Consider the following 19,112-nt stretch of genomic DNA (forward strand, 5'->3'; position numbering starts at 1 on the left):
GGCTAGCACCGGGCGTGGCGGACGCCAGCATCATCCGTCATCAAGGCGTGATAAGCTGGGCCATGTCGCCCCGCATCGTCCTCTGCACCGCCGGCTCGCTGGGCGACCTGCATCCCTTCATCGCCCTGGGTCTGGCGCTGAAGGCGCGGGGCATTCAGGCCGAGATCGCGACCTCGGTCGAGTATGGGCCGAAGGTCGAGGCCGAGGGGTTGGTCTTTCACCGCGTCGGGCCGGGGGTGGAGCGGCTGAGCGCCGATCTCGGCATGGACCTGGCCGGACTGACCGAGGCCATCGCGAAGTCGGATCGCTTCCTGTTCGAAAAGGTCATGCTGCCCTACCTCGAAGACTGGACGCGCGAGGTCGAGGTCGTGGCGCGAGGCTCCGCCGCCGTGGTCGGGGCCACCTTCGCGGCTGGGGCGGCGATGGCGGCGGAACTGGCGGGGGTTCCGTATGTGTCGGCGGCGTTGCAGCCGACCGTCGTCTTCTCGGCGTTTGACCCGCCCTATCTGCCGCGCGCGCCCTGGCTGAAGCCGGCGTCGGGCGGGGCGCAGCTGTGGCTCAACAAGGCGACGATCCGGCTGGCGCGGGCCTCGACGGCGCATTGGACGAAGCCGATCAACCGGGTGCGGCGGGCGCTCGGCCTGCCGGACAGCGACGCCAATCTGTTGTTCGACGGCGCGGCGCGGGCGGACCTCGCCCTGGCCCTCTACTCCCCGCTGTTGAGCCCGCCCCAGCCGGATGCGCCGCCGGGGTTCGCGGTGACGGGGTATGCCGCCTATGACTCCGAGGCGGGCGGGGCCTCGGTGATGCCGCGCGAGCTGGAGCGGTTCCTGAAGGACGGGCCGGCGCCGGTCGTCTTCACCCTGGGGAGCGCGGCGGTTCACATTCCGGGCGACTTCTATGTCGAGAGCCTGAAGGCCGCACGGCGGATCGGGCGGCGGGCGGTGCTGCTGGTCGGGCCGGAGGGGGATCTGGGCGTCGCCGACGGGCGGGATGCGATCGCGGTTCCCTATGCGCCGTTCTCGAGCCTGTTCCCGAGGGCGGCGGCGGTCGTGCATCAGGGCGGGGTCGGGACGACGCAGCAGGCGCTCCGGGCCGGGCGGCCGCAGGTGGTGGTGCCGCATCTGGGGGACCAGTTCGACAACGGGGCGCGGGTGGCGCGGCTGGGGGCCGGGGCGGTGCTGGGGCGCGGACGGTATCGGGCGGAGCGGGTCGCGGAGGTGCTGGGCCGGGTGCTGGAGGATGCGGGGGTGGTGGAGACCGCGCGGCGGCTGGGCGTCGTGGCGATGCAGGAGGATGGGGCGGGCGTGGGGGCGGAGAAGATCATCGCCCTAATCGACTAACGCCGCACCTGGATCTTTCGTCATCCTCCGGCGCGAAGCGACCGGAGGACGCAGCGGCGCGCGAGAGCGCGAAACTGCCGCACAAACCGACGCTTCCGACATCATGCCTGAACAGATCGCCTTCGGCGCCGCTGTGTCCCCCGGTCTGCGGCGCTGCGCGCCTTGCCGGAGGATGACGAAAGAGAAGCGTCAGGGTTCGATCCGAGGCAGGAGACCCAAAACCACCGTCGCCGCCTTTTCCAGTTCCACCTCCGACACCTCGGTCATCGCGACCCGTCCGATGACCGGACGGTCCCTCCGCGCCGACATCCGGCGATAGGCGGGGTCGTAGTGTTCCGTGATCAAGGCGGCGGCGAGGTCGAGCGTGCGGCCGGCTTGCGCCATGGCCTTCCACTCCGCGACGGTCGCCTTGGAGTGATGCGGCGGGAGCTTGCCCAGCGCCGTTTCCAAAGCCTCCGCGTCGGCCGCGATATCGGCATAGACGCGGGCGGACCAGGCGGCGCGGGCGGCGACCGGGGCGTCCAGTTCGATGACCGAAGCCTGTCCCATGGCGGACCAGAGGGCGGGCGGGATCGTGCGGGATCCGACGCGGCTGGACTCGGCCTCGACGACGACGGGGCGGGCCGGATCGAGGGCTTCGAGGGCGGCGTAGAGGCGGCTTTCGAACAGCTTCTGGGGCGGCTGGCGACGGCCGGTCGCGCCGAACAGCGAGCCGCGATGGTCGGCGAGGGCTTCGAGGTCCAGGGTCTGGACGCCGCGTTCGGAGAGGCGGGACAGGAGCGCCGTCTTGCCCGAACCCGTCCCGCCGTCCAGCAGGACGACCGACCACGCGGGCTCGCCGTAGAGGGCGGTCTGGACCCTGCGCCGCCAGGTCATGTAGCCGCCGTCCAGCACCGTAACGGGCCAGCCGATCTGGTCCATCACCGCCGCCATGGCGCCCGACCGCTGCCCCCCGCGCCAGCAGTGGACCAGGGGGCGGAAGCTTCCGTCGCGATCCTTCAACGTCCCGTCCAGATGGGCGGCGATGTTGCGGGCGACCTTGGCGGCGCCCAGGCGGCGGGCGAGGAATTTGGATTGCTGGACATAGATGGTCCCGATCTCGGCCCGTTCGGCGTCGTCCAGCACCGGCAGGTTGATGGCGCCGGGGATGTGATCCTCCGCGAACTCCGAGGGGCTGCGGACGTCGATGATCGCGTCGAACCCCGCGCGGACGGCGGGTGACAGGTCGGTGGTGCGGCGGATCAAACGACCCGGACCCCGGAGCCCTGGATCACCCGACCGACGACGGCGGCGCGGTCGAATCCGGCCGCGCGGATGGTGGCGAGGACGGCGTCGGCGGCCTCGGCCGAGACGGCGACCAGGAGACCGCCCGAGGTCTGGGGGTCGGTCAGGAGATCGCGGCGCCAATCCTCGAACCCGGCGGGCAGGACGACGCCCTCGCCATAGCTCGACCAGTTGCGGCCGGAGGCGCCGGTGCGGACGCCGTCGCGGGCGAGTGTCCCGACGCCCTCCAGCAGGGGAGCGGCGGCGGCGTCCAGCTCGACGCCCAGACCGGAACCGCGCGCCATCTCCAGCGCATGCCCCAGAAGGCCGAAGCCGGTCACGTCGGTCATGGCGTGGACGCCCTCGGTTTCGGCAAGGTCGGCGCCGATGGCGTTCAAACGGGTCGTCGAGGCGATCAGGGTCGCATAGCCCGCGCTGTCCAGCCGTTCCTGCTTCAGGGCCGCCGACAGGACGCCGACGCCGAGGCCCTTGGTCAGGATCAGGACGTCGCCCGCGTGGGCGCCGCGGTTGGTCAGGACCCGGTCGGGGTGGACGAGACCCAGGGCCACGAGGCCGTAGATCGGCTCCACGCTGTCGATCGAATGGCCGCCGGCGACGGGGATGCCGGCCTCCGCGCAGACGCTGGCCCCGCCCGCCAGGATGCGGCCGATGGTCTCGGTCGACAGGACGTTCACCGGCATCCCGACCAGGGCCAGGGCGAAGATCGGCCGCCCGCCCATGGCGTAGACGTCGGACAGGGCGTTGGTCGCGGCGATCCGGCCGAAGTCGAACGGGTCGTCCACCACGGGCATGAAGAAGTCGGTCGTCGCGACAAGGGCCTGCTGGTCGTTCAGCCGCCAGACGGCCGCGTCGTCGCTGGTTTCCGTGCCGACCATCAGATTGGCGAAGGCGGCGGCCTGCGGCGTCTTCGACAGGATGTCGCGCAGCACGCCCGGCGACAGTTTGCAGCCGCACCCGCCGCCGTGGGCGAGGGAGGTCAGACGGGGTTCGGGCGCGGTCATGCCCCGGTGTGGGCGAAAGCGCGCACCGTTTCAACGGGGGTGAACCGGGGCCGTATTCAGCCGTTCCTGTCGGGTATCCGAAGGAGTGAGACCCATGGCCCTGTCCCGTATCGTCACCGTCATCGGCGGCCTGTTGCTGTCCAAGGGCGGACGCGGGTTCGCGGGGCGGCATGCCGGAAAGCTGGCGCTGGCGACCCTGGCCTATGAGCTGTGGCAGAGCCGGCGCGGCGGAGTGACGCCGAACCTCAACCGGGGCCGCCCGTCGCAGCGGCAGGGACAGACGGGCGCCCATCCCCGCCAGCGCTGGAGCGGCCGGTCCCACTGACCGCGCACTAAATCGCCGCAGCCGGACGGAAACACGCGACCGCCCGCAAGCGAGGCTGTAGCGTGCCCCTCAGAAAGAGGGGTTTCTGCATGATCAGGTTTTCGGTTCTCGCCATGGCCGCTGCGGCCGTGCTAGGCGTCGCGTCGCCCGCCCTGGCGCAGATGCCGACGCCCCTGCCGGCCGAGGCCCTGGTCGATGAAGTCGATGCCGCCAAGGTGGACTGGCTGAAGGGCCATGTGGTCGCAGACGGGCCGGTTGCCGGCGGGCTGAGCTTCACCTTCCCGAGCGACTTCTATGGCGCAAAGCTGATCCTGCTGGGCGAAAGCCACGGGGTGGCCGCGCCGCAGATCGTCGATCTGGAACTGCTGACCCATCTGAACGCCCGCATCGGTCTGCGCGATTATCTGGCCGAGGTCGATCCGGTGCAGGGCGCGATGCTGAACCGCTATCTGGAAACCGGGGACGAGGCCGTTCTGGACCGCGTCTTCGACTTCTGGACCGAGAGCGGCGCCCAGTGGGGCAACACCGCCTTCGAGACCAAGGTGCGGGGCATCCGGGCGCTGAACGAGAGCCTGCCGGAGGCGCAGCGCGTGCGGTTCCTGGGCGTCGACGCCATTCAGGACTGGCCCCTGTTCGGCGAGTGGATCGCCGCTGAGGGTGGGACCATCGACGCCGCCGCCCTCGCGACCGCCGCCGGGAACCGGGCCGACCGGGCGGCGCTGGCCGATCTGGCCCTCGCCGCCGTCGCGACTCTTCCCGAACAGACGCCGGAAACCGCGCGTCTGACCAAGGTGCTTCAGGACCTGAAGGCCGGCGCCGGGCGCGAGGCGACCATCTTCAACGCCTATTCGGGCGCGGTGACCTCGGGCGAGCTGGGCGACCGGCCCGCCTATGGCCTGTGGGGCTTCTTCCATGTGCTGCAGTCGGGGGCCAATGGGGCGACGCCGTTCGCGGCCATGGTCAAGGCGTCCGACCTGCCCGCCGCGAACCGCATGGTCAGCATTGTCCTGCATTCGCTGGACAGCGCGGTTCAAATCCCCGCGCCCCTGCCGACCGGGCTGCAACGCCTGCGCCTGACCCAGTTCAACATCGACGGCCCGTTCGTGAAGGTTCAGGGCTCGGCCACCCTGCGCGCTGCGACCGAACCCGGCCGCATCACCATCTTCGATCCGCGCGGCGAGGACAGCCCGGTCGAGGGCGGCGATTTCGTCGGCCTGAACACCTCGGTCCAGCGGTTCACCCTGGATGAGCCGACCGCCCCGGTGGACGCCTATGTCCAGTATGTCGGCGTGTTCCGCGATTCCGACTGGGCGGCGCCGCGCGAATAGCCCCCTCTTGCGCTCCCCGGCGTCAACCTCGCTAATCTGGCGGAAAATCGGGGAGCGCCGCCATGATCATTGTCCACCACCTGAACAACTCCCGCTCGCAGCGCGTGCTGTGGCTGCTGGAAGAGATGGGGCTGGAGTATGAGGTGAAGCGGTACGAGCGGAACGCCGACACCATGCTGGCGCCGCCCGAGCTAAAGGCCATCCACCCCTTGGGCAAGTCGCCGGTCATCCAGGACGGGGACATCATCGTCGCCGAGACGGGGGCCATCGTCGAATATCTGCTGGCCGCCTATCCTGGGCACGGGTTGAAACCCACGACCGGGACGGCGGCGGGGCGTCGCTTCACCTATTGGCTGCACTATGCGGAGGGCTCGGCCATGACGCCGCTGTTGCTGAAGCTGGTGTTCAGCGCCCTGCCCGCCCGGTCGCCCGGTCTGGTGCGGCCGCTGGTCAAGGCCATCGCCGGCAAGGCCCAGTCCAGCTTCATCGACCCCCAGATCGCGGCCCACACCGCCTATTGGCAGGAGGAGCTGTCGAAGTCGGAGTGGTTCGCCGGGGACGCCTTCTCGGCCGCCGACATCATGATGAGCTTCCCGCTGGAGGCCGGGGCCAGCCGCGCCCCCTACGGCCCCGACAAGCCGAAGCTGAAGGCCTTTCTGAAGGCCATCCACGCCCGTCCGGCCTATCAGCGGGCGCTGGAACGCGGCGGGCCCTACGCCTACGCGTGATCGTCGAACGGAGTCGCAACCCGGGGCGGGGGAACGCGTTAACCCGTCCATGCAGTTGAAAACGCTCCAGATCGCGGCCGGGCTCGGTGCGGCCATCGCCTTCGTCTTCGCCTTCATGGCGGCGGGCGCGATGATCGCGTCCCTGTTCTTCGCCCTGATCGGCGCGGGCCTGATCGCCTGGATCGCTTACGGCGTGGCGAAATCCCTGCTGGATCGCCGCGTGTCGCACGATCGTCACCGCGCCCTGCCACCCTCCGCGGGCTGATCCGGGGAGGCTCTCCCGGCTGGACCTTGAGTTTTGGCGCCGGGCGCCCTAGCTTCTTCGGCCGGTCGCGCGCGCCCTGCGACCAGCGTATCCGCCAGAGTATCTCTTCAAGTCCCTCTCGGTTTACCGGGCGACAGTCAGAAAAATTACTACGACATGGAAAAAGTGCCGATGACGGCCGAGGGTTACCGTTCCCTCGACGATCAGCTTAAGCAATTGAAGTCGGTTGAGCGCCCGAGCGTGATCGCCGCCATTTCCGAGGCCCGCGAACACGGCGACCTGTCGGAGAACGCCGAGTATCACGCCGCCAAGGAACGCCAGGGCTGGATCGAGGGCTCGATCGCCGAGATCGAGGACAAGCTGTCCCGCGCCCAGGTCATCGACGTGTCCAAACTGTCGGGCGACCAGGTCAAGTTCGGCGCCACCGTGACGGTCGTCGACGAGGACACCGAGGACGAGGGCCGCTACCAGATCGTCGGCGAGCACGAAGCCGATGTGAAGGCGGGCAAGATCTCGATCTCGTCCCCCATCGCCCGCGCCATGATCTCCAAGGTGGTCGGCGACACCGTCGAGGTGAACACCCCCGGCGGCGTGAAGGCCTACGAAATCCTCAAGGTCGAGTGGAAGTAGGGCCTCAGCCCCTTCGTATCGCGGTCGTCTCGGACGGCCGCATCGGCATGGAAAATCAGGCGCTCGGACTGGCGGAAGCCGTCGGGCGCCTGACGCCTGTCGAGATCGCCGTGAAGCGGGTGCGCTGGCGCCCCGTCTTCGACTGGCTGCCTGTCTCGATGAAATCGACGTGGATGCTGGCCTCCGGCTCGCCGTTTCCGGCGGGGGGCGAGGCCTGGCCCGACCTGTGGATCGCCACGGGCCGCGCGACCCTGCCCCTGTCCATCGCCGCGCGACGGCTGAGCGGGGGAAAGACCTTCGTGGTCCAGACCCAGGATCCCCGGCTGGATCCGGCCCTGTTCGACCTCGTCGTCGCCCCGGCGCATGACGCACTGGAGGGGGGCAATGTCGTCTCCATCACCGGATCGCCGCACCGGGTGACGGCGGAACGGCTGGCCGAGGCGGCGCCGGCCTTCGCGGGGCGGATCGATCCCCTGCCCCGGCCGCGCGTGGCGGCGCTGATCGGCGGGAAGTCGAAGGCGTTCGACCTGACGCCGGACCATGCGGCGAGGCTGGCGGACCGGATCGCGGGGGCGATGTCGGCAGTGGGGGGATCGTTGATGCTGACCTTCTCGCGCCGGACGCCCGAGGCGGCGAAGGCGGCGATGACCGAGCGACTGAAAGCCCTGCCCGGCTGGATCTGGGACGGCGAGGGACCGAACCCGATGTTCGCCTTCCTGAACGCGGCGGACCAGATTCTGGTCACCGAGGACAGCGCCAACATGGCCGCCGAGGCCGCCTCGACCGGCAGGCCGGTGCATGTCCTGCCGATGGTGGCGCTGAAGCCGCCGGGCAAGTTCGCGCGGCTGCATGCGGACCTGGAAGAGCGGGGCGCGACGCGGCCGTTCGACGGGTTGCTGGAAGGCTGGACCTATGAACCGTTGGCCGAGACGGACCGGGCGGCGCGGGCGGTGCTGAAGGCGATGGGGCGCTGAACCCGTCTCCTCCCCACATCGTGGGGAGGAGACGGCGAGCTCTTCGCGAGCTGACGGAGGGGGCGACCGGGTCTCGCCGGATCAGCGCCCGCCAGCTCTCACTCAAGCCACCGTCTCGCCCCCTCCGTCACGGCGCTGAAGGAGCGCCGCGCCACCTCCCCATGCTGCGCACGGGGAGGAGACGGAAGGTCATTCGCCGTCGCCATCCTTCTTGCGTTTCTTCTTGTCGGCGGCGTCCAGACCCGCGCCGATCGCGACGCCCACGGCGATGCCGATGCCGATGCCGATGGCCAGATTGCCCATGGCGACGCCCAGGCCCGAGCCGATGGCGACGCCGAGCGCGAGGCCCACGCCGAGGAAGCTGCGTTGCGGTTGGGTGGCCATCTGTCGTCCTTCCACGGTTTTCCGTCGCCCGTGACATCGCACACGGCGGAATCAGCGACTAGATAGCATCCATGAGCACTCCCAGAACGCTTCGTGTCGCCATCATCGGTTCCGGCCCGGCCGGCTGGACCGCCGCCATCTATGCGGCCCGCGCCAATCTGAACCCGGCGGTGATCGCCGGCATCCAGCCCGGCGGCCAGCTGACCATCACCACGGACGTGGAGAACTATCCGGGCTTCGCCGAGACCATCCAGGGTCCCTGGCTGATGGAGCAGATGAAGGACCAGGCCCTGCACGTCGGGACCGAGGTCATCGAGGACATCGTGGTCGAGTGCGACCTGTCGCAACGGCCGTTCCGGCTGAAGCTGGACTCGGGCACGGAACTGCTGGCCGAGACGGTCATCATCTCCACCGGCGCCCAGGCCAAATGGCTGGGGCTGGAGTCGGAGGCCAAATACCAGGGCTTCGGCGTCTCGGCCTGCGCCACCTGCGACGGCTTCTTCTATCGCGGCAAGAACGTCATCGTCGTCGGCGGCGGCAACACGGCCGTGGAAGAGGCGCTGTTCCTGACGAACTTCGCCGCCAAGGTCACCGTCGTCCACCGGAAGGACGAGTTCCGGGCCGAGCGGATCCTGCAGGACCGCCTGTTCGCCAATCCCAAGATCGAGGTCATCTGGAACCACGCGGTCGACGAGGTTCTGGGTCAGACCGACGGGGTGGCGTCGAACGTCACCGGCGTCCGGTTGAAGCACGCCCAGACCGGCGCGACGCAGGAGGTCCAGGCGGACGGCGTCTTCATCGCCATCGGCCACGCCCCGTCGTCGGAACTGTTCAAGGGCCAGCTTGAGACCAAACAGGGCGGCTATCTGGTCGTGAAGCCGGGCACGGCCTCGACCAATGTCGAGGGCTGCTACGCCGCCGGGGACGTGACGGACGACGTCTATCGCCAGGCCGTCACGGCGGCGGGCATGGGCTGTATGGCGGCGCTGGAAGCTGTGCGTTTCCTCGCCGAAGAGGACCACGCCAAGGCGCATCACCCGATCAGCCACCACGAGGCGGAGAAGATCGGGGTCTGGTAGGAAGATTCCTTCTCCCCTTGCGGGAGAAGGTGGCCGAGCGCAGCGAGGTCGGATGAGGGGTGACTCCCGGTTTCACCGGTGAACCGTCTGCTCGTCCGACCTCTTTTGCATCTTCGTACCCCTCATCCGTCGGGCTTCGCCCGCCACCTTCTCCCGCAAGGGGAGAAGGGACTAGGCGTCTGACGCCTTCGTCAGATCCTTCACATCCTGTTCCGACAGAACCAGCGTCGCGGCCTTCAACGTGTCGTTCAGCTGGTCGATCGAGGTCGCGCTGACGATGGGCGCCGTGACGCCCGGACGGGTCAGGAGCCAGGCCAGGGCGACCTGGGCGGGGGTGGCCTCGTTGCGCTTCGCCACCGCGTCGAGGACGGCGAGGATGCGGACGCCGCGCGCGTCGAAATGGTCCTTCAGGATGCCGATGCCACGCTTGGACGACTCGGCCTCGGCCATCGACTTGTATTTGCCGGTCAGGAAACCGGCCTCGAGGCTGAAATAGGTGATGACGCCGATCCCCTCTGCGACCGCCAGGTCCTGAAGCGGGCCTTCGAAGGTCGAGCGGCTGTAGAGATTGTAGTGGGGCTGGATCGTCTCGTAGCGGGGCAGGCCCGTCTTCGAGAGGTCGAGCGCCGCCTTCAGGTTCGAGGCGTCGAAATTGGAGGCGCCGATGGCGCGGACCTTGCCGGCCTTGATCAGGCGATCGTAGGCCTCCAGCGTGGCCTCGTGCGGGGTGGCCGGGTCCATCCAGTGGGACTGGTAGAGGTCGATCACGTCGGTCTGGAGCCGACGCAGGCTGTCCTCGACGGCGCGCTCGATCCAGACGGGGGACAGGTCGTTACGGGCGTCGTCGCCGTTCTGGCCCATCGAGGAGCCGACCTTGGTCAGGATCAGGACGTCGTCGCGACGGCCCCGCGCTTTCAGCCACTCGCCGATGATGGTCTCTGACTCGCCGCCCGCATTGCCGGGGACCCAGCGCGAATAGACGTCGGCGGTGTCGATGGCGTTGAAGCCGGCGTCGACGAAGGCGTCCAGGATTTCGAACGACCGCTCCCGGTCGATGGTCCAGCCGAACACATTGCCGCCGAACACCAGGGGCGCGGTTTCGAGGCCGCTCTTGCCGAGGGCGCGTTTCTTCAGGTCGGACATGGAAAAGGGCTCCGTTTCGGGGAGCCCTTCAGGTGGTCAGAGAGACCGGATACCGCAACCGTTCAGGTGGCGAAAACCTGAAGCTCGGGCGGGGCATAGTCGACCGGACGGCCGGCCCGACGCTTCAGCGCATAGTCCACCGCCGTCTGCACGCCGCGTTCGTCGGTGGGCTTGGAGAGGACGCCGAGCGCGCCTTGGACGCCCTCGCGGACCATGCCGGGGTTGGCGGTCATGAAGACCACGGTGACGCCGTGCTCGGCCAGGTCGCGACCCAGGTCGATGCCGGTCGGGCCGTCGGACAGGTGGATGTCGACGAGGGCCAGGTCGATCTCGTTCTCGGCCGCGATCCAGCGCGCCGACTTGGCGTCCGCAGCGGTGGCGACGACGTCGTGACCCAGATCCTCGAGGACGAAGCGGAGCTCCATCGCCACGAGGGCTTCGTCTTCGATGATGAGGATACGCGCAGTCATGGTCTCTATGTCGTCTTTCCGACACTCAAAACGCGGAACGTCGGTCTGGGTTTCAGCTTTGCTTCAAGGCTGCGCGGCGGCGGGACAAGGCCGTGGCCGGCAAGTCGGCTTCCAGCACCAAACCCCCGCTCTCCCATCTTCGTTCCAGCCGCCCGCCCAACTGTCCCTCAACGGACAGAGCCGACAAAGCCGAGCCGAATCCTTGCCTTGAGGGCTTTCCGGCGATCGAAGGACCGCCGGTTTCCGTCCAGGTCAGGATGAATCGGCCGCCTTCGTTGCGGGTCTGCAACAGCACAGAACCGCCCGCAACGGACAGGGCGCCGTATTTGGCGGCATTGGTCGCCAGCTCGTGGAAGAGCAGAGCCACCGAGGTCGCGGCCTGGTCGTCGAAGGTGGCGTCGTCGCCCTGGATAGCGACGCGAGGAGCGCCCGTCTGATCGACATAGGGGCGGAACAGGGCGGCCAGGAAGGTGTGCAGGGTGGTGTCGCCGATCAGCGGCTGGGACACCTCCGAATGGGGGCGGACGAACTCATGCGCGCGGGCCAGGGCGTTGATGCGGTCGCGCGCGGAGGCGGCGAAGGCCTTGGCCTCCGGATGTTCGCGCGCCGACAGGGCGATCAGTGACGAGACCACGGCGAAGATGTTCTTGATCCGGTGGCTCAGTTCCTGGCCGAGCAGGTCCTTGCCTTCCTCGGAGCGCTTCAGCTCCTCGATGTCGGTGCAGGTGCCGAACCAGCGGGTGATCTCGCCCGCCTCGTTGCGGATCGGGGTGGCCCGGCCCAGGGTCCAGCGATAGACGCCGTCGTGGCGACGCAAACGGTACTCGATCTCGTAGAGGTCGCCGGTCTCCAGCGAATGGCCCCAGGCCTTGCGGGCGCGGGCCTGATCGGCCGGATGGAAGACGCCGTTCCAGGCGTCGCCGTCGGTGGAGCCGTCCGGCACGCCGGTGAACTCGTACCAACGGGCGTTATAGTAGTCGTGGAAGCCGTCCGGCCGGGTGGACCAGACCATCTGGGGCATGGAATCGGCGATGGCGCGGAACCGGGCCTCACTCTCGGCCAGGACCACGGCGATGGCGGCCAGTTCGCGGTCGTGGACGTCGCGCTGGGCGTCATGGACGTCGCGGGCCAGATCGCGGGCGTCGCGGTCGGCGTCCTTGGCGTCGCGCGCCTCGTCGGAAACCAGACGGGCCGCGTCCTGACGCAGGCGAAGCGCATCGACCACACGGCGGGCGGCCTCGGCGTCCACGCCGGCGGCGATGCGGCGGCGCTGGACCAGATGCTGCATGACGCGGCGGCCCAGACGACGCAGGGCGTCGGCCTGAAACTCGGTCAGGCCCTCCGGGCGGGCGATAGGGCTGATGACGCACAGGGCGCCGATGTGGTGGTCGTCGGGATCGATCAGCGGCGCGCCGGCATAGAAGCGGATGCCGTCGGGCGCCGTGACCAGGGGGTTGCCGACGAAGCGCGCGTCCTGCGTCGCGTCCGGCACGATCATCAAGTCGTCGCCGCGAATGGTGTGATCGCAGAAGGCGATGTCGCGCGGGGTGCCACAGGCGTCGAAGCCGGTCTTGGCGGGAAAGGTCTGTTCGGTCGCCCCGACGAAACTGACCAGAGCGGTCGGGACCTGGCAGACGCCGGCGGCCAGGGCCACGAAGTCGTCGAGGGCGGAATCCTGCTGGGAGCCGAAACCGGCGTAGCTCCGGACCGCCGCCTGGCGAGCCTGTTCGTCTGTCGTTTCGAGGCTCAAGAGAGGTCCAAGCGGAGCGGTATGTTCAACCGCTGACTCAATGCCTTACGGGGGCGATCGTTGCACCCGAAAACCGGCGTGACCTCAGTTGGCGGGGCGTCCGACCTCTTCCACGTCCATGACCGTCACCCCTGTCGGAGCCGGCGCGGCGGGCGTAGGAGCCACGACCGGCGGGGCCTCGAACGCCTGCAGGCGGGCGTTGATGGCGGCGATGTCGGCGGCGGTCGCCTGGCGACGGCCGCCCAGGCTGGCGACGCCGACGACGCGGGTCTGGCCGTTGATCTCGACGGTCCGCATGTTCATTCCGCCCTCGGCCAGGACGGCGGCGTCGTCAGGCCCGACCTCGGTCGCGCCAGCGTCGTTCGAGGCGACGATCAGGCGCGGGCGGGCGAAGCGGGCTTCGTCGATGATCGGCTCGCGCCCGGCATAGAGCTGTTTGAACGAGGCCGTCTCACCGGCCAGCCCCTTCCAGCGATAGAAGATGTGCGCCCCGATCTGGGTGATCTTGCTCAGGGTCGGAGCCCACCAGGGGTGGACGTAGTCGGCGTGATAGTGGGTCGCGGTGCCGACCTTGGTCGCGACATAGCCGCTCAGCGCGCGCTCGGCGACGACGCGGGCGCGGTTCCAGGCCCAGGCGACCGGGGCTTGCGACAGGGCGCCGTCGCAGGTGAAGGAGAACTGGCAGCCGGTGTTCCGCTCCGCGCCCTCGAAGACCACGCCGCAGACGGAGTTCGGATAGTTGGGGTCGCGCACCCGGTTCAGGATGACCTGGGCCACGGCCTCCTGACCCTCGGTGCTCTCCAGGGCCGCCTCGTAATAGACGCCCTGCGTCAGGCAGCGGAGCGCCCGGGCACGGTCGGCGGGGGTCGCGGTATTGAAGACGAAGGGGACGGCCGGGCGAAGGGCGCCGATGGCGGCGGGCATGGCGGCGTTGCGTTTCTGGGCGTCCAGTCCGCTGACGCCCAGTTCCAGCGTCGGACGACCGGCCAGGGTCAGGCTTTCCCAGCCGGGCGTCAGGCCCAACAGGGCCGCGCGGGTCTCATTGGGGTCGAAGCGGGCGGCCAGGGCCAGCTGGGCCGGGTCCATCCGGGCGCTGAGGGCCGCCAGACCCGCCGCCGACAGGTCGCCTTGGGTGATCCGCGCCACGGCCTCGGCCGTCCGGTCTCCATCGGGCCGCACGGTGGAGGAGGCCGCCATCGCCACGCCCAGCGCCGCCACCGCCGCGGGCGCCGCCGCGCCATAGCGACGCGCCAGGGTCTTCACCCGGGTCCAATCGAGGAGTTTGGCGAACGAAAGCGGCATCAGTCTTTGTGCTGGCGGCGCCTGAACGCCGGGAGGCGGGCTCTATCGTCCCGCATCACGGCGCTTTTCAGGCCACGGATCAAGGCGGCGTCAGCGACCGCCCAGGGTCGAGCGCAGCATCCAGGCGGACTTTTCATGCGCCGCCAGACGTTGGGTCAGGAGGTCGACCGAGACGTCGTCGCCCTCGTCGTCCGCCACGGCCAGGGCCGCGCGGCAGGTGGCGATGACCGTCTCATGATCCTTCATCAGCTCTTTCAGCATGGTCGGGGCGTCGTTCTCCGGGTCGCCGTCCTTGATGGAGGTCAGGTTGGCGAAGGCCGAATGGGCCTGGGGCGCGAACTCGCCGAGCGCCCGGATGCGTTCGGCGATGTCATCCAAGGCGGCCCAGACCTCGCGATACTGCTCTTCCAAGAGGGTGTGATAGCTGAAGAACTCCGGACCCCGGACGTTCCAGTGATAGCCGTGCGTCTTCAGATACAGGGCGAAGCTGTCGGCCAGAACTTTCGACAGCTCCTGCACCACGTCGTTGCGCTCGGCCTTGGTCAGGCCCGTGTCGATCGTTGCGGTCATGCTTGCTCCTTTGGCGACAGTGTCTAATCGTTGGTCGAGGTAGGCGTTCCTACCCGCCTCGCAAGGCCTGAAACCCCGACGGGACGGGCCTTCGCGGCGCATGGAACGCAAGACATCGGAAAGCGTTGCCGTTTTTCGCGCACGCGCGCGAACCGGGGGTTATTGATTGAGCGCAGGGGCGTTCTCGAACGGCATCAGGGGTACGGATGCGCTGTTGGCGCGTCTCGCGGCCGTGCGCCCGCAGCCCCTGTGGCGGACGATCGTGATCGGCCTGGCCTGGGCCTCGGCGTCGCTGCTGCTGCGCGCGGCCCTGTCGGGCCTCTATTCCAGCAGCGGCATCGCGGGCTCGACCATCCTGTTCCCCGGCGTGATCCTGGCGGCCCTGACCGCCGGGCGGACGGCCGGCTTCGTCGCCATCGCGGCCTCGCTTCTGGGCACCTGGGTGATCGCGGGGCCGAGCGCGCTGGGGGTCGGCATCATGACCCAGACCGGCCGGGTGGCGACCTTCAACTTCCTGGCGGTGGGGATATTCGTCACCATCGTCGCCGCCTCCCTGAGAAAGAGCTTCGCCCAGCAGGTCGAGACCATCGCCGCCCTGGAAGCCGCCCAGGACGCCCAGCGCCGCAACGAGGCGGAACTGTCGGCCATGGTGGATCAGGCCTCCGCCGGGATCGCGCGGGTCGGGCTGGACGGGGCGGTGCTGAGCGCCAACGCCCGGTTCGCCGAACTGCTGGGCTATTCCCAGTCCGACGTCATCGGCATCACCACCCGCGACGTCAGCCACCCCGACGACATACAGGCGACCATCGACCTCCTGTCCGGCGTCCGGGCCGGGGACAACGAGGGCGGCCAGCTGGAGAAGCGCTATATCCGACCGGACGGGACGGTCGTCTGGGCCCTGACCAGCCTTAGGGCCCTGCGCGACGAGGACGGCAACCAGTCCGGCTATATCGCCGTGACCGTCGACATCACCGATGCGAAGGCGGCCGAGAGCGCCCTTCGCGAAAGCGAGACCCGGTTCCGCCTGATGGCCGATACGGCCCCCTCCCCCGTCTGGCTGACCAATGCGGATGGAGAGGTGGAGTTCGTCAACGCGGCCCTGGTCGAGTTCTACGGCAAGCCCGCCGAGAGCTTCATGGGCCATGCGTGGAAGGCGTCGATCCATCCGGACGACGTGGCCGACGTCAACGCCACCCAGGCCGAGGCGCGGACGCGGTTCCTGCCCTATGGCTTCGAGTGCCGCTTCCTGAGGCACGACGGCGTCTGGCGCTGGATGCGGGTGTCGGTGAACCCCCGGTTCGACGGCGACGGCCTGTTCCAGGGTTATGTCGGCCTGTCTTTCGACGTGACGCCCCAGAGGGAGGCGCTGGACGCCCTGGCCCAGCAGGAGCGGCGTCAGAGGTTCCTGCTGGAACTATCCGACGGGGTGCGGGACCTCAGCGATCCCGACGACGTCATCGACCACGCGCAGAGCGTGCTCGGCCGGGTGCTGAACGTGAACCGCGTCGGCTACGGCGCGCTGGACGCCGAGGCCGGGGTCTATCACCTGCGTCGCGACTGGACCGAGGGCGTGCCCTCGATCATCGGCACCACCCAGATCTCGGACTTCGGCGAGGCGATCGGCGAGGGGATGCTGGCGGGCCAGACCGTGGTCGTCTCCGACGTCGCCGCCGACCCGCGCACATCGTCGAACCTCGCAGGCTACGAAGCCATCCAGATCGCCGCCTTCGTGGTCGTGCCCCTGTTCCGGGGCGGACAGTTGCGCGCCTTCATCAACATCCAGAGCCGGACGCCCCGCGCCTGGACGCCCGGCGAGATCAAGCTGGTCGAGGAGGTCGCCGACCGCGCCTGGTCCGAGGTCGAACGCACGCGCGCCCAGGCCGAGGTGCTGGAATCCGAGGCCCGGTTCCGCGACATCGCCGACACCGCCCCGGTCCTGATCTGGGTGACGAAACAGGATCGCAGCCGCGCCTTCGTCAACCAGGCCTATGTCGAATATTACGGCGGCGCCTATGAAGAGACGCGCCTGGCCGATTGGCGCACCATCATCCATCCGGACGATCAGGCCCGCATCCTGGCGGAGTCCCTCGCGGGCGAGGCGACGCGCCAGCCCTTCTCGCTGGAGGCTCGCTATCTGCACAACAGCGGGGAGTATCGCTGGCTGAAATCCTTCTCCCGCCCCCGCTTCGGGCCGGGCGAGGAGATCGTCGGCTTCGTCGGCGTGGCCTTCGACGTCACCGATGCGCGCCGGGTCGAGCAGGATCTGAAGCGGATCAACGAACTGCTGGAAGACCGCGTCGGCGACGCCCTGGCGGAAAAGGCCAAGGCCGAGGCGGACCTGATGCACGCCCAGCGGATGGAGGCGGTGGGCCGCCTGACCGGAGGCGTGGCGCACGACTTCAACAACCTCCTGACCGTCGTGATCGGGGCGCTGGACCTGATCCTGAAGTCGCCGGAGGACGCCGCGCGGCGCCAGAAGTTCGGCGAGGCGGCCCTGGCGGCGGCGCGACGCGGAGAGCGGCTGACGCACCAGCTTCTGGCCTTCTCGCGGCGGCAGGCGCTCCGACCCGAGACGTTGGACATCAACGCCCTGATCCGCGAGAGCGACCCCCTGATGCGGCGGGCCGTGGGCGAGGCCGTGGGCTACAAGCTGAAACTGAAGCGCGGCGGGGCGCGGGTCATCGTCGACCCGGCCCAGTTCGAGGCGGCCCTGCTGAACCTGATCGTCAACGCACGGGACGCCGTGGCCGAGCGCGGCCAGACCGAGGGCGCCCAGATCACCGTCCAGACCCAGGCTTGCAAGGTGGCGCCGGGCGAGGTGCTGGACCTCCTGCCCGGCGACTATGTCTGCGTCACCGTGTCGGACACGGGCGCGGGCATGAACGCCGAGACCATGCGGCGGGTCTTCGAACCCTTCTTCACCACCAAGGCGGTCGGCAAGGGCACGGGTCTGGGCCTCAGCCAGGTCTACGGCTTCGCGCGCCAGTCGGGCGGCGGGATCGGGATCGTCTCCACCGTCGGCGAAGGGACGGAGATCCGGGTCTATCTGCCCCCCGCCCCGGTCGAACAGGACGCGCCCGAGGCGCCGCGTCGCCAGCTCGGCTCCATGAAGGTTGGCCAGACCATCCTGCTGGTCGAGGACGACACCGGCGTCGCCGCCATCGCCACGGACCTGCTGCGCGGCATGGGGATGGCGGTCGAGACGGCCGAGACGGCCGGCGAGGCCTTGGCCCTGCTGGAGAAAAAGAGCTTCGACGTCATGCTGTCGGACATCGTCATGCCTGGCGGGATGACGGGGGTGGAACTGGCCCGCGTCTGCGCCGGGCGCTGGCCGGCGATGTCGATCCTGCTGACGTCGGGCTATGCGGGCGACGACGTCGACCTGGCCCTGACCGACGCGCCCTGGCCCTTCCTCAGGAAGCCCTATTCGGCCGAACAGCTGCGCGAGGCGCTGGGCGACCTGTTGGTCACGGCGGCGCCCAAGCGATAGGCCGGACAAGCAAAAGCCCGCCGTGGCGACACGGCGGGCCTTGAACGTTCGGACCGGGCGTTAGCGCTGACGCGCCTTGCGAGCGGCGTATTTGGCGTCGCGGGCCGCCTTTTGCTCTTCCTTGGTCAGCTGCTTGCGTTCCTTGCGGTTCGCACGCTTCTCTGCGTCGATGGCTTCCTGAGCAGCCATCTCGGCGGCCAGACGGGCGGCTTCCTTCTCGGCCTTCTCGCGGCGCACCTCAGCCTTGGCCAGTTCGTGCTGCTGCTTGATCGCCTCTTTTTCAGCGGCGCGCTTTTCGGCCAGCTTTTCGAACTCGGGGTCCGGAGCGGCGGCCTTGGGCTTGAACTTGGCGAGCAGGGCCTTCTTGGCGTCCTGCTGGGCGCTGATGCGGTCGTTGAAGCCGGTTTGTTTCAGATCTCTCATGCGTTCGGTCGGTCGTCCTTCGATGGATGGGCCCGTCGCGTCGAGCGCGAGGGCGGGGATCGCCACGGCGTCCGGGCGTGGGCAAAGCCGAAACCCGGGCGAAAATCAAGCGGAGAGGGTCTGTATTCGGCGAACACGGCCATTCTTCGGCCGACCGTCGTCCACGGGCCGCACTCCCACGCAGCGATCCCGAGATAGGCGCCGGCCCCGCCGACGCCAACCCCCGAGCCTCTTATCAGTGCGGACGCGCGGCGCCGGCGGCCCCGCCCACGGCGGCGCCGACCGGCCCGGCAACGACCGCGCCGGCGATCGCGCCGGTGGCGGCGCGCTGTTCGGGGTTGTGGCCGCAGGCGGCCAGCGACAGGGCCAGGGCGGAGAAGGCGGCGGCGGAGACGATGAAGCGGCGCATGGGTCAAATCCTGAACAGCGGTAAGGTCACGCTTCAACGCCGTGCCGACCCCGTCGTTCCCGCCTGAACCGCACCCCCAGCTGAATCCGCACGTCGGGATCGTCCGAATACAATAACGACGGCGTGAAAGAGCAGGCGCCGCGACAGCGGGTCGCGCCCGAAGACTGGCCAAGGCAAATCGATACGGCATTCGTCGCGAAGACGCGCGCGAACA

Annotated in this window: 19 protein-coding genes; 9 read left to right on the plus strand and 10 right to left on the minus strand. The window is 69.2% G+C overall.

All coding sequences use genetic code 11. From position 1 onward, the window contains the following. Nucleotides 1-62 precede the first annotated feature (62 nt). Nucleotides 63-1,343, plus strand: coding sequence for a nucleotide disphospho-sugar-binding domain-containing protein (locus ACETK8_RS18380; RefSeq protein ID WP_374037267.1), 1,281 nt, complete (start codon nucleotides 63-65; stop codon nucleotides 1,341-1,343). A 189-nt stretch (nucleotides 1,344-1,532) separates the two neighbouring features. Here ACETK8_RS18380 and mnmH read toward each other — a convergent pair whose 3' ends face one another. Both mnmH and selD read right to left on the minus strand, forming a co-directional pair. After that, nucleotides 1,533-2,588: a tRNA 2-selenouridine(34) synthase MnmH gene (gene mnmH, locus ACETK8_RS18385; protein WP_374037268.1), complete on the minus strand. Its 1,056-nt coding sequence runs from the start codon at nucleotides 2,586-2,588 to the stop codon at nucleotides 1,533-1,535. Next, nucleotides 2,585-3,628 (minus strand): selenide, water dikinase SelD, encoded by a 1,044-nt coding sequence (selD, locus tag ACETK8_RS18390; protein WP_374037269.1) that lies wholly within the window; start codon nucleotides 3,626-3,628, stop codon nucleotides 2,585-2,587. The genes mnmH and selD overlap by 4 nt, the downstream gene beginning before the upstream one ends. A 94-nt stretch (nucleotides 3,629-3,722) precedes the next feature. On the opposite strand from selD, the gene ACETK8_RS18395 reads away from it, so the two are divergent. From ACETK8_RS18395 to ACETK8_RS18420, 6 genes are all read left to right on the plus strand, one after another. Next, nucleotides 3,723-3,953, plus strand: a complete 231-nt coding sequence (locus ACETK8_RS18395; RefSeq protein WP_374037270.1) for a cysteine protease — start codon at nucleotides 3,723-3,725, stop codon at nucleotides 3,951-3,953. A gap of 89 nt (nucleotides 3,954-4,042) precedes the next feature. Then, nucleotides 4,043-5,281, plus strand: a complete 1,239-nt coding sequence (locus tag ACETK8_RS18400) for a hypothetical protein (RefSeq protein ID WP_374037271.1) — start codon at nucleotides 4,043-4,045, stop codon at nucleotides 5,279-5,281. A 62-nt stretch (nucleotides 5,282-5,343) separates the two neighbouring features. Continuing rightward, entirely contained in the window at nucleotides 5,344-6,009 is a 666-nt protein-coding gene (locus ACETK8_RS18405; protein WP_374037272.1) for a glutathione S-transferase family protein, read from the plus strand. A gap of 49 nt (nucleotides 6,010-6,058) precedes the next feature. After that, nucleotides 6,059-6,274 carry a hypothetical protein gene (locus tag ACETK8_RS18410; protein WP_374037273.1) on the plus strand — a complete coding sequence of 72 codons (216 nt, stop codon included), beginning with the start codon at nucleotides 6,059-6,061 and terminating at the stop codon, nucleotides 6,272-6,274. Nucleotides 6,275-6,430: 156 nt separating this feature from the next. Next, on the plus strand, nucleotides 6,431-6,904 hold the full coding sequence (gene greA, locus ACETK8_RS18415) for a transcription elongation factor GreA (protein ID WP_374037274.1): 474 nt from the start codon (nucleotides 6,431-6,433) through the stop codon (nucleotides 6,902-6,904). After that, complete coding sequence (locus tag ACETK8_RS18420; RefSeq protein WP_374037275.1) at nucleotides 6,895-7,878, plus strand: mitochondrial fission ELM1 family protein; 984 nt, start codon at nucleotides 6,895-6,897, stop codon at nucleotides 7,876-7,878. The genes greA and ACETK8_RS18420 overlap by 10 nt, the downstream gene beginning before the upstream one ends. A gap of 189 nt (nucleotides 7,879-8,067) precedes the next feature. Here the strand turns inward: ACETK8_RS18420 and ACETK8_RS18425 are convergent, their stop codons facing one another. Continuing rightward, a complete protein-coding gene (locus ACETK8_RS18425; RefSeq protein WP_374037276.1) occupies nucleotides 8,068-8,262 on the minus strand; it encodes a hypothetical protein in 195 nt (64 codons plus the stop codon). 71 nt (nucleotides 8,263-8,333) lie between these two features. Here ACETK8_RS18425 and trxB point away from each other — a divergent pair, with 71 nt between their 5' ends. Beyond that, on the plus strand, nucleotides 8,334-9,341 hold the full coding sequence (gene trxB, locus ACETK8_RS18430) for a thioredoxin-disulfide reductase (RefSeq protein WP_374037277.1): 1,008 nt from the start codon (nucleotides 8,334-8,336) through the stop codon (nucleotides 9,339-9,341). Between the two features lie 171 nt (nucleotides 9,342-9,512). Here the strand turns inward: trxB and ACETK8_RS18435 are convergent, their stop codons facing one another. From ACETK8_RS18435 to ACETK8_RS18455, 5 genes are all read right to left on the minus strand, one after another. Continuing rightward, nucleotides 9,513-10,484 (minus strand): aldo/keto reductase, encoded by a 972-nt coding sequence (locus tag ACETK8_RS18435; protein ID WP_374037278.1) that lies wholly within the window; start codon nucleotides 10,482-10,484, stop codon nucleotides 9,513-9,515. Between the two features lie 62 nt (nucleotides 10,485-10,546). Beyond that, nucleotides 10,547-10,954 (minus strand): response regulator, encoded by a 408-nt coding sequence (locus ACETK8_RS18440; RefSeq protein WP_374037279.1) that lies wholly within the window; start codon nucleotides 10,952-10,954, stop codon nucleotides 10,547-10,549. 52 nt (nucleotides 10,955-11,006) lie between these two features. Then, nucleotides 11,007-12,704, minus strand: a complete 1,698-nt coding sequence (locus ACETK8_RS18445; RefSeq protein WP_374037280.1) for a PAS domain-containing protein — start codon at nucleotides 12,702-12,704, stop codon at nucleotides 11,007-11,009. Between the two features lie 84 nt (nucleotides 12,705-12,788). Continuing rightward, entirely contained in the window at nucleotides 12,789-14,006 is a 1,218-nt protein-coding gene (locus ACETK8_RS18450; protein ID WP_374037281.1) for a cell wall hydrolase, read from the minus strand. Nucleotides 14,007-14,096: 90 nt separating this feature from the next. Next, complete coding sequence (locus ACETK8_RS18455; protein ID WP_374037282.1) at nucleotides 14,097-14,576, minus strand: Dps family protein; 480 nt, start codon at nucleotides 14,574-14,576, stop codon at nucleotides 14,097-14,099. 214 nt (nucleotides 14,577-14,790) lie between these two features. Here ACETK8_RS18455 and ACETK8_RS18460 point away from each other — a divergent pair, with 214 nt between their 5' ends. Then, complete coding sequence (locus tag ACETK8_RS18460) at nucleotides 14,791-18,066, plus strand: PAS domain S-box protein (protein ID WP_374037283.1); 3,276 nt, start codon at nucleotides 14,791-14,793, stop codon at nucleotides 18,064-18,066. 60 nt (nucleotides 18,067-18,126) lie between these two features. Here the strand turns inward: ACETK8_RS18460 and ACETK8_RS18465 are convergent, their stop codons facing one another. Continuing rightward, nucleotides 18,127-18,489: a DUF6481 family protein gene (locus ACETK8_RS18465; protein ID WP_374037284.1), complete on the minus strand. Its 363-nt coding sequence runs from the start codon at nucleotides 18,487-18,489 to the stop codon at nucleotides 18,127-18,129. Nucleotides 18,490-18,724: 235 nt separating this feature from the next. Next, on the minus strand, nucleotides 18,725-18,898 hold the full coding sequence (locus ACETK8_RS18470; RefSeq protein ID WP_374037285.1) for a hypothetical protein: 174 nt from the start codon (nucleotides 18,896-18,898) through the stop codon (nucleotides 18,725-18,727). Nucleotides 18,899-19,112: the final 214 nt, after the last annotated feature.

This window comes from Brevundimonas staleyi, from assembly GCF_041893865.1.
Classification (GTDB): Bacteria; Pseudomonadota; Alphaproteobacteria; order Caulobacterales; family Caulobacteraceae; genus Brevundimonas; species Brevundimonas staleyi.

Coding starts and splice junctions, on each gene's coding strand:
- ACETK8_RS18380 (WP_374037267.1), top strand. CDS start 63: ATGTCGCCCCGCATCGTCCTCTGCACCGCCGGCTCGCTGGGCGACCTG.
- selD (WP_374037269.1), bottom strand. CDS start 3,628: ATGACCGCGCCCGAACCCCGTCTGACCTCCCTCGCCCACGGCGGCGGG.
- ACETK8_RS18395 (WP_374037270.1), top strand. CDS start 3,723: ATGGCCCTGTCCCGTATCGTCACCGTCATCGGCGGCCTGTTGCTGTCC.
- ACETK8_RS18400 (WP_374037271.1), top strand. CDS start 4,043: ATGATCAGGTTTTCGGTTCTCGCCATGGCCGCTGCGGCCGTGCTAGGC.
- ACETK8_RS18405 (WP_374037272.1), top strand. CDS start 5,344: ATGATCATTGTCCACCACCTGAACAACTCCCGCTCGCAGCGCGTGCTG.
- ACETK8_RS18410 (WP_374037273.1), top strand. CDS start 6,059: ATGCAGTTGAAAACGCTCCAGATCGCGGCCGGGCTCGGTGCGGCCATC.
- greA (WP_374037274.1), top strand. CDS start 6,431: ATGGAAAAAGTGCCGATGACGGCCGAGGGTTACCGTTCCCTCGACGAT.
- ACETK8_RS18425 (WP_374037276.1), bottom strand. CDS start 8,262: ATGGCCACCCAACCGCAACGCAGCTTCCTCGGCGTGGGCCTCGCGCTC.
- trxB (WP_374037277.1), top strand. CDS start 8,334: ATGAGCACTCCCAGAACGCTTCGTGTCGCCATCATCGGTTCCGGCCCG.
- ACETK8_RS18435 (WP_374037278.1), bottom strand. CDS start 10,484: ATGTCCGACCTGAAGAAACGCGCCCTCGGCAAGAGCGGCCTCGAAACC.
- ACETK8_RS18440 (WP_374037279.1), bottom strand. CDS start 10,954: ATGACTGCGCGTATCCTCATCATCGAAGACGAAGCCCTCGTGGCGATG.
- ACETK8_RS18450 (WP_374037281.1), bottom strand. CDS start 14,006: ATGCCGCTTTCGTTCGCCAAACTCCTCGATTGGACCCGGGTGAAGACC.
- ACETK8_RS18455 (WP_374037282.1), bottom strand. CDS start 14,576: ATGACCGCAACGATCGACACGGGCCTGACCAAGGCCGAGCGCAACGAC.
- ACETK8_RS18465 (WP_374037284.1), bottom strand. CDS start 18,489: ATGAGAGATCTGAAACAAACCGGCTTCAACGACCGCATCAGCGCCCAG.
- ACETK8_RS18470 (WP_374037285.1), bottom strand. CDS start 18,898: ATGCGCCGCTTCATCGTCTCCGCCGCCGCCTTCTCCGCCCTGGCCCTG.